Origin of the sequence: Pararhizobium mangrovi (assembly GCF_006516965.1) — a bacterium.
GTDB lineage: Bacteria > Pseudomonadota > Alphaproteobacteria > Rhizobiales > Rhizobiaceae > Pararhizobium_B > Pararhizobium_B mangrovi.
In genome coordinates this window covers 1-8,279 of sequence record NZ_VHLH01000056.1, presented here as the reverse complement: position 1 = coordinate 8,279, position 8,279 = coordinate 1, and the positions used below count along the sequence as shown (strand labels likewise).

Sequence of the window (8,279 nt, the reverse complement as noted above, 5' to 3'; positions counted from 1 at the left end):
GGCACCGTCCCCATGGCGGGATAAACGACACCGTGCCCATCAGCCGCCTCGGTCTCGATCGGGACAACCTGTTGAGGCTCCACATCTAGCGCTCGCTCGCCTCAGGCGCTGAGCGCACGCGGCGCGTCGAAGCGGACCATGGCAAGCGCTCTGGCGAGATCGTTCGCCAGTGCCGGTTCGCCCGGATCGTCCTCGACACTGCCGCGGGCATCGCCGAAATCGACATGGGCGACCTCGACGGCACCGGTCTCGTCCTTGAGCGTCAGGCTGCAATAGACGTCGACGCCGGCAAGCTTCAGTTCGATGTCGAGCGTGATGCGCGGCTCGCCATGCCATTCCAGAAAGAAGTCGCCCCCGGTTCCAAGGCACACCGTGCCCGGCATGAAGAAGAGATCCGCCGCCTCGCGCACCAAATCGTCGAGCTCGGCGCGCCGCTCGAAGCGGATGAGCGCGATCAGCTCGGCGGCGTCGAGCATGCGCAGCTCGCTCGCCACCGGCCGCACGGCGTCGGCGACGATCTTCTCGCATTCGGCGGAAACGGGCGTGGGCTTCATGGGCGGCGTCCGTGGCTCAAGGCTGTGGTTGGCGGTGGGCGGCATCGGCAGCGAAGACCTTCTGCACCAGTTCCGCCACCGCCTGGTAGAAGATCGGTGGAATGAAACTATCGATCGAGACTTGCGCAAACATGGAGCGCGCGAGCGGTGGATCCTCGAAGACGGGAATGCCGTTCTTCTCGGCGATCTCGCGGATCCTGAGCGCGATCAGGTCCTGCCCCTTGGCGACGACGACCGGTGCACCGCCCTCTTCGCGTACGTAGCGAAGCGCCACGGCGAAATGGGTCGGATTGGCAACGACGAGCGTCGAACGCGACACCTCGTCCATCATCCGCCGGCGCGCGCGGTCGCGCTGCAGCGATCGCTGGCGCGACTTCACGAGCGGATCGCCGTCGGTCTGCTTGAACTCGTCCTTGACCTCCTGCTTGGTCATCTTCAGTTCGGTGAACCAGTGATAGCGCTGCCAGAAGATGTCGGCGACGGCGATCAGCGCGGTGATGATCAGGATGACGGTCAGGACCTGGCGGGTGTCGCTTGCCATGACGGTGAGGATCGCGCCGGGTTCGGTGTGCAGACCGTCGAGCGCGGCGAAGAAGTCGCTGCGCATCACGATGGCGACGGCGATACCCGTCACGAGCACCTTGGCGAGCGATTTCCCGAACTCGACGAGGCCCTGCGAACCGAAGGTGCGCTTGAAACCCTTGGCGAGCGAGATGTGCGAGAGCTTCGGGCGGATCCGCTCGACGACGGGCTGCGGCACGTTCTGGAGCACGGCGGCGGCGACCCCGAAGCCGATCATCAACGCAAGCGCCGGCAGGAGAAAGGCGCCGACCGCCATGGCGAGCTGGCGAAAGAGCGCCAGTGCGTCCCGGCCGTTCGCAAGCGGCAGTTCGTCGGCGTGCTGGAACACGTCCCCCAGCGTACGGGAAAGGTCGTCGACGCCGGACGGCATGAAGAAGACGAGATAGACGAGGATCGCCAGCACCGAGGCGAAGATCGGCGCCTCGCGCGAAAAGGGTACGTTGCCCTTGTCGATGGCGTCGCGGATCTTCTTTTCGCTCGGGTCTTCTGTCTTGCTTTCCTTGTCCTCCTCGTCTGCCACGACGACCCTTTCCTTTCGATCGTTTCCGGCGCTTCATCGTGCCCGGACCGGTCGTTCACCGTTCGAGCGGATCGGCGTCCGGCCTTGGCGATCCGGCCTCAGGCGGCGGCCTGCTGTTCGCCTTCGCTCTCGCGCAGGGTGAGCGCGCCCTCGCGCGCCAGGCGGATCGCTTCCTGCGTGACCCGCCGGCGTGCGGCCGCGACGGCCTTCGCGTCGCCCGGCGTGTCGCCGCCGAGCTCGGATTCGATCATGCGGCGCTGGCGTGCGCCGATCGCAGAAAGCACGGCCTCTCGCACGCGCTCCGGGGCGCTTTTCAGCGCCATCGTCAAGGTGTCGCTCTCCATGTCGTTGAAGAGGGTGATCCGGCTCTTGAGCGGCATGGAAACGAGGTCGTCGAAGAGGAAGATGCGCGGGCGCACCTTTTCCGCATCCGCCTTGCTGATCGTCGCCAGGCCGCCCAGAAGTTCGTCGACCTCGGGCTTGTCGAGCGCATTCATCAGCCCGACGACCTTGTCGGAACCGCCGCCGGCGCCCGCCTGCTCGTTCTCGCTCAGGAAGGCAGAAAGCCGACCCTCGATGATCGAGGCCACACGCTCGTTCACCGGCTTCATGTTGATCGCCCGGTGCAGGATTTCCGCGCGCCGCTCGCCGGGCAGGACCATGACGATCTTGCCGGAGGCTTCGGCGGAAACCTTCGAGACGATATAGGCGACCGTCTGCGCGCTCTCCTCCGCGAAGAAGGGGGCCAGCGAGACCGGATCCATCTGTTCGAGCCGTTCCCAGACCGAAAGCGTATTGGTGAGCGCCGGCACGCGCCGGCCGAGAAGGCCGTCGACCTGATCGGGGGCGAGGCCCTCCTCGAGGATGCCTTCCATCACGCGGGCGTTGTCCATGAGCCCGGCACCTTCGGTGAAGATGTCCTCGAACTCGGCGACGAGCTTTTCCAGTTCGTCCGGCGGTACCGAGCGCAGCGTCTGCGCACGCTTGATGATCGTCTGGAGTTCGGCCTCTTCGAAGAACTTCAAGAGCTTGCCCGCCACCGGCTTGCCCATCGCAAGCAGGATCGCGGCGGCCTTGTCGGAACGCGTCAGCGTCCTTTTCGCGGCGAATTGCGTGTCCTGCATAATGCCTCCTGAAAGTGCGCTGCGGCGCTGGCTGCGATGTCGGCGGGTTCCTTCTACGGGCCGAACGTCAGCCCTTGTCGCCGACGAGATCGATCAGGCGGATGCCGAAGCGGGATTCGTCCTCGTCGAGTACGGTGATCTCGCCGTGGCCGAGCAGGTGTCCGTTGACGGTGATCTCGACGGGTTCGCCGATCTTGCGGTCGAGCGCGATGGTGGAGCCTTCGCCGAGCTGCATCAGGGCGGAAACCGGCATGCGGCTGGTGCCGAGAAGCACCTCGACGTCCACCGGAATATCCTTGATGCGCCCCATATGCGACGGACGGCCGATCGCCGATGCGGCATCGTCGCCGGCATGCGCTTCGTCCGCCGTGCCGAAATCCGCGAATGTTTCCTCGCTCGCCGCCCGTGCGCTCATTCCGTTCCGTCCGTCCATGTGTTTCGCCGATGCCGCCGCGGGGGCCGCGCCTTCGTCGCCGAGGCCCTCGGCATCCTTCTTGAGAACGCCGCGAAGCTCGCCGATCGCCTCGTCCAGTTCGGCGTCGCCGGCACCCGGTTCCAGATCCGGATCGTCGGGAACCACGTTCGCCGCCACCTCGTCCGGTTTCGTCGTATCCTGCACCGCTTCGGCTGCGTTGTCGCTGGTCATGGTCGTGTTTTCCCATGCGAAGCTTGCGCCGGGCCTGCCACGCCCTTCATTCGGACGCCTCGCGTACGATCCCGGCCTCGAGGCTCTCTCCGTCCTTCAGACGCAGCATGTAGCGCTCGCCGGAACGGCCGAGTTCGCATTCGCCGATCGTCCGGTCGCGTGCATGCAGGAAGACGTTCAGCGCGCCGGGGTCGGCAAAGCGCAGCACGTCGCCGGGCGCAAGATCGGCGATCTCGCCGAGCGTGGAGCGTTCGAGTTTCAGGCGCGCCGTCAGCGTGATCTGCGAGCCGGAGACGCGGCGCGAAAGCCGATCGGCCCATTCCGGCGCGGGCGCCTCGCGCATTTTCTGGGGCGCCGCCGTCTCGTCGCAGAGGATCTCGGTCGCTTCGAGGGCCGCTTCCGGCACGATGAAACCGATGGTCGCGCTCGATCCCTCCAGAACGATCTCGAAGGCGAGGAGCACGCAGGGCTGCTGCGCACATGCGTCCTTTTCCTCGACGAGCACGCCCGAACGAGGGGCCGCGACCTCGCTGCGTCCCCCGACGTCGCGGATGCGTGCGACGAGTGCGCCCGCCATCTCCTCGAAGAGGACGGCGGCGATATCGATCTCGACCGGCGAAGGTTCACGCGCTCCGCCCGCCCCGCCACTGCCGCCGAGCAGGGTTTCGGCGAGCGTGACGACGAAGCCGCTCTCGGCCGCGAGCACGAAGTCGCGCGCGAAGCCATCGATGCCGGCAAGCGCACGAACCCCGCGCGGGAGGAAGCCGGAAGCAAGCTCCACGCCCGTGCCGAAGCCGCACGGCTTCGCTTTCGCGTCGGCGCGCGCGCCGGTAAGGCCGCCGATCGCGCGGGCCAGCACCGGCGCGAGGTCGGCCGCGAGCGCGTCGGCCTTTTGCGTCAGAGCCTGCCTCGCGCTGACGCGATTGGTCATGCGGGCGAGAAGCCTGGCGTCAAAGCCGGCGTGTTCGGACGGAAAGGGTTCGTCCATCGCGCTCACGCGGCCTTCGAGTCGCCGCCGGGATTGAGCATTTCCTGCTCGACGGCGTCGATCGATGGACGTTCGTAGGAAGAGATCGTCTTGCGACCGTGCTCGAGCGCCACCTGCGGCACGGAGCCGTTCATGTAGGCGAGCAGCGTCTGCTTGACGATGACGTAGATGCGGTTCTGCTTGTCGCGCACGAGCTTGATGTTGTGGGCGAGCGGCGTGACGGCGCAATAGGAAAGGAAGATGCCGAAGAACGTGCCGACGAGCGCCGCGCCGATCAGCCCGCCGAGCACTTCCGGCGACTGGTTGATCGCACCCATGGCGTGGATCACGCCGAGCACGGCGGCGACGATACCGATCGCCGGGCAGGCGTCGGACATGTTCGACATCGCCTGATAGCATTTCAGCTTGTCGCGCGACATCGTGTGGATCTCTTCGTCCATCAACGCCTCGATCTCGTGCGGACGGGCATTGCCGATGATGATGAGGCGGACATAGTCGCAGATGAAGGAGGTGAGATCCTTGTTCTTGAGGACCGTCGGTGCCGCCTGGAAGATTTCCGATTCTTCCGGATTGTCGATGTGACCCTCGATCTCGGTGCGCGACTTGGTGCGAAGGTCGCGCATCAGCGCGTAGAGCACGCTCAGCGTGTCGAGGTACTGGCGCTCCTTCGGAACCGCGTTTTTCAACGCCTCGCCGAGCGCCTTGCCGGTGTCCTTGATGGTCTTCATGGGGTTCGCCATGATGAAGCCGCCGATCGCGGCCCCGCCGATGACGATGAATTCCGCCGGCTGGATCAGCACCTCCACGTGACCGCCCATGAACATGAAGCCGCCGATGATGCAGCCGAGCGTCACGACGAGGCCGAGAAGGATGTTCATGCGCGTAGTACCCCTGTTGCCCGTGGGTTGCACCATGCCTAGGCCGCCAGCCTTGCGTGAGGCTGTAAGGCAAGGCTTTGCGTGAGGTTGCAGGGTCGGGCTGCGCGTGAAGGCGCAAGCGGAAAGCAGCGCCGGCCGTTCGGACGAACCAGCCTCGCGCAAGGCAGGAGTGCCACGTTCCGGCGTATGGTCGGGACCGTACGTTCCCGCCGATCGTTTTCGCCAGGAGGCCCGCCTTCCCGTGCAGTCCGCGCTCTACGTTTCCCTTTCATCGCAGCTCGCGCTTGAAAAGCGGCTGACGACGATCGCCGACAACGTCGCCAATTCCGGCACCGCCGGCTTCCGCGCGACGCAGGTGAAGTTCGATCAGCTCGTCTCGCGCTCGCGCACCGCCGACGTTTCCTACGTCTCGAGCGGCAAGGATTTCCTTTCGACGCAAAGCGGTTCGTTGGAGCAGACCGGCAACGATCTCGACTTCGCCGTCAAGGGCGACGGCTGGTTCGCGCTCGACACGCCTGCGGGCCAGGTGCTGACGCGTGACGGGCGCTTTTCGATGACGCCGGCCGGCGACCTCGTCTCGACGCGCGGCTATCCCGTACTCGACGCCGGCGGCGCGCCGATCCAGCTCGACCCGAACGGCGGCACGCCGAGCGTCGGCACGGACGGTTCGATCCATCAGGACGGGCAGCTGCGCGGCGCGATCGGCCTTTATTCGGCGGATCTTTCCGGCGGCTACTCCCGCTTCGAGAATTCCGGGGTCCTCGCCAAGGGCGCCGTCGAGCCGATCGTCGACCGCAGCGGCGACGCCGTCATGCAGGGCTATGTCGAAGGCTCGAACGTCAATCCCGTCGCCGAGATGACGAAGCTGATCCAGGTCCAGCGCGCCTTCGACAACGCCGCCGGCGCCGACAAGCTCACCGACCGTTCGCTCGCTCAGGCCGTGCGCATGATCGGCGGCTCCTCCTGAACGCTCCGGCGGATCGAATGGAAGACGCAGCCTTCACATCGCCGCACCTCGAAGCGCTGGCGGGCATCGCCGCGCAGGCAGTGCGCACCGAAACGGCCCGCGGCGGACGCGTCTACAGCGTATCGCCCGGCCACTACGCCGTTTCCGGCCTTTCGCGGCACGTGCGCATCGGCGAGTTCGTCGCGCGCATGAGCGGCGGCGAAGAACATCTCGGCGAAGTCGTGCGCGTCGAGCCGGACGCCGCCACCATCTGCCCCATCGAGCCGGATGCCCCGGTCGGCATCGGCGAGACGGTCTTTCGCCGCGGCGGCTTCACCGTCGCGCCGCACGGTTCGTGGTCCGGCCGGGCGATCGACGCCCTCGGCAGGCCGATCGACGCAAAGGGGCCGCTCGTCGAGGGCGCGACACCGCGAACGATCACCGCCTCGCCGCCGGCTTCGATGACGCGCCGGCGCGTGGAAAGCGGCTTTCGTACCGGCGTACGTGCCATCGACGTCTTCACACCTTTGTGTCTCGGCCAGCGCCTCGGCGTCTTCGCCGGTTCGGGCGTCGGCAAGTCGACGCTGCTCTCGATGCTGACGCGGGCGGAAAGCTTCGACCGCTGCGTCATCGCGCTCGTCGGCGAACGCGGCCGCGAGGTTCGCGAGTTCATCGAGGAAACGCTCGGCGACAACATGGAAAAGTCGATCGCCGTCGTGGCGACGAGCGACGAAAGCCCGATGATGCGCAAGATGGCGTCGCTGACGGCCGTCACCATCGCCGAGCACTTTCGCGACGCCGGCGAGAACGTGCTCTTCATCATCGACAGCGTCACGCGCTTCGCCCATGCGCTGCGCGAGGTCGGCATGGCCGCCGGCGAGGCGCCGGTCGCGCGTGGCTACCCTGCATCCGTCTTCGCCGAACTGCCGCGCCTTCTCGAACGTACCGGACCGGGTGCCGCCGATGCCGGCACGATCACGGCGATCATTTCCATTCTCGTCGACGGCGACAACCACAACGACCCGATCTCCGACAGCGCGCGCGGCATCCTCGACGGGCACATCGTGCTCGATCGCTCGCTCGCCGAATCCGGTCGCTATCCCCCCGTCGACCCCCTCGCCTCGGTCTCCCGGCTTGCCCGCAAGGCATGGCAGGACGGCGAGGAAGCGCTCGTCTCGCGCCTGAAGACGCTGATCCATCGCTTCGAGGAAACGCGCGACCTGCGCATGATCGGCGGATACCGCGCCGGCGCCGATCCCGACCTCGACATGGCGATCAAGCAGGTTCCGGTGATCTACGAGGCGCTCAAGCAGACCCCGGCCGACGGCCCCGCCCCGAACGCGTTCGACGATCTCGCGGGCGCGCTGAAGCAGGCCGCCGGACAGAACGGAGCGTAAGGCCATGCGACTTTTTTCCCGACGCGAGAAGGCATCCATGAGGACCGGGCGCAAGGGCCTCCTCACCGGCGAGGCGGTGCTGACCCTCGCCGGCTTCGCCCTTGCCGCCCTTGCCGCCTTCCTGCCGTGGTACGCGGTGATCGGCGGGCACGGGCTCGGCATCCGCAACGACGGCTCGCTGCGCCTTTCAGGCAACGACCACGCGAGCGACCTCCGCGGCACGCCGGGTATCGACCGGCTGCGCCACGAGGCGAGCGCCGCGATCCCCTCGCTCGATCCGATGACGACCGCCGCGATACCCGAGTTGAAACCCATGCGCGAGCCGCATGCGAATGTCGCCGGCGACGATCCCGACCAGCCTTTCCCGCCGCGACCCTTTCATCTCGTCCACGTCGCCGGCGGCCAGGCGCTGATTGCCGATTCGCAGTCGCTCTACCTCGTTTCCATCGGTTCGGAACTGCCCGACGGCAGCCGTATCGACCGCATCGACCGGGCCAAGGACGGTTTTTCGATCGTCACCTCGCACGGCGACGTTCTCACCGCGGACGCCCGATAGAGCCTTTCAGGTTTATACGGAAACGCTCTGCCGACCCTGTTTGCGTCAGGACCGAGACGGATGGCGACGAGCGTACTGGTGGTACGGT

Annotated in this window: 9 protein-coding genes; 3 read left to right on the top strand and 6 right to left on the bottom strand. The window is 66.7% G+C overall.

The genetic code is table 11. The features are described from left to right. Window positions 1–101: 101 nt before the first annotated feature. The 6 genes from FJU11_RS18015 to motA form a co-directional block, all read right to left on the bottom strand. Window positions 102–554: a hypothetical protein gene (locus tag FJU11_RS18015; protein ID WP_141168460.1), complete on the bottom strand. Its 453-nt coding sequence runs from the start codon at window positions 552–554 to the stop codon at window positions 102–104. A 16-nt stretch (window positions 555–570) separates the two neighbouring features. Beyond that, window positions 571–1,656: a flagellar biosynthesis protein FlhB gene (gene flhB / locus FJU11_RS18010; protein ID WP_141168459.1), complete on the bottom strand. Its 1,086-nt coding sequence runs from the start codon at window positions 1,654–1,656 to the stop codon at window positions 571–573. Window positions 1,657–1,754: 98 nt separating this feature from the next. Further along, window positions 1,755–2,780, bottom strand: a complete 1,026-nt coding sequence (locus FJU11_RS18005; RefSeq protein WP_141168458.1) for a flagellar motor switch protein FliG — start codon at window positions 2,778–2,780, stop codon at window positions 1,755–1,757. A gap of 67 nt (window positions 2,781–2,847) precedes the next feature. Beyond that, window positions 2,848–3,426, bottom strand: coding sequence for a flagellar motor switch protein FliN (gene fliN, locus FJU11_RS18000; protein ID WP_141168457.1), 579 nt, complete (start codon window positions 3,424–3,426; stop codon window positions 2,848–2,850). A gap of 46 nt (window positions 3,427–3,472) precedes the next feature. Then, window positions 3,473–4,414, bottom strand: a complete 942-nt coding sequence (locus FJU11_RS17995; protein WP_235891098.1) for a FliM/FliN family flagellar motor switch protein — start codon at window positions 4,412–4,414, stop codon at window positions 3,473–3,475. A 5-nt stretch (window positions 4,415–4,419) separates the two neighbouring features. Then, window positions 4,420–5,292, bottom strand: coding sequence for a flagellar motor stator protein MotA (gene motA, locus FJU11_RS17990; RefSeq protein WP_141168455.1), 873 nt, complete (start codon window positions 5,290–5,292; stop codon window positions 4,420–4,422). A gap of 241 nt (window positions 5,293–5,533) precedes the next feature. On the opposite strand from motA, the gene flgF reads away from it, so the two are divergent. The 3 genes from flgF to FJU11_RS17975 are packed head-to-tail and all read left to right on the top strand — an operon-like array spanning window position 5,534 to window position 8,191. Beyond that, window positions 5,534–6,259, top strand: a complete 726-nt coding sequence (flgF, locus tag FJU11_RS17985; RefSeq protein WP_141168454.1) for a flagellar basal-body rod protein FlgF — start codon at window positions 5,534–5,536, stop codon at window positions 6,257–6,259. A 17-nt stretch (window positions 6,260–6,276) separates the two neighbouring features. After that, a complete protein-coding gene (gene fliI, locus FJU11_RS17980) occupies window positions 6,277–7,635 on the top strand; it encodes a flagellar protein export ATPase FliI (RefSeq protein ID WP_141168453.1) in 1,359 nt (452 codons plus the stop codon). Window positions 7,636–7,672: 37 nt separating this feature from the next. Continuing rightward, window positions 7,673–8,191 (top strand): hypothetical protein, encoded by a 519-nt coding sequence (locus tag FJU11_RS17975; RefSeq protein ID WP_141168452.1) that lies wholly within the window; start codon window positions 7,673–7,675, stop codon window positions 8,189–8,191. The last annotated feature ends 88 nt before the right edge of the window (window positions 8,192–8,279 follow it).

Excerpts from the sequence above, each read along its gene's own strand:
- FJU11_RS18015 (WP_141168460.1), bottom strand. The coding sequence starts at position 554 with ATGAAGCCCACGCCCGTTTCCGCCGAATGCGAGAAGATCGTCGCCGAC.
- FJU11_RS18005 (WP_141168458.1), bottom strand. The coding sequence starts at position 2,780 with ATGCAGGACACGCAATTCGCCGCGAAAAGGACGCTGACGCGTTCCGAC.
- fliN (WP_141168457.1), bottom strand. The coding sequence starts at position 3,426 with ATGACCAGCGACAACGCAGCCGAAGCGGTGCAGGATACGACGAAACCG.
- FJU11_RS17995 (WP_235891098.1), bottom strand. The coding sequence starts at position 4,414 with ATGGACGAACCCTTTCCGTCCGAACACGCCGGCTTTGACGCCAGGCTT.
- motA (WP_141168455.1), bottom strand. The coding sequence starts at position 5,292 with ATGAACATCCTTCTCGGCCTCGTCGTGACGCTCGGCTGCATCATCGGC.
- fliI (WP_141168453.1), top strand. The coding sequence starts at position 6,277 with ATGGAAGACGCAGCCTTCACATCGCCGCACCTCGAAGCGCTGGCGGGC.
- FJU11_RS17975 (WP_141168452.1), top strand. The coding sequence starts at position 7,673 with ATGAGGACCGGGCGCAAGGGCCTCCTCACCGGCGAGGCGGTGCTGACC.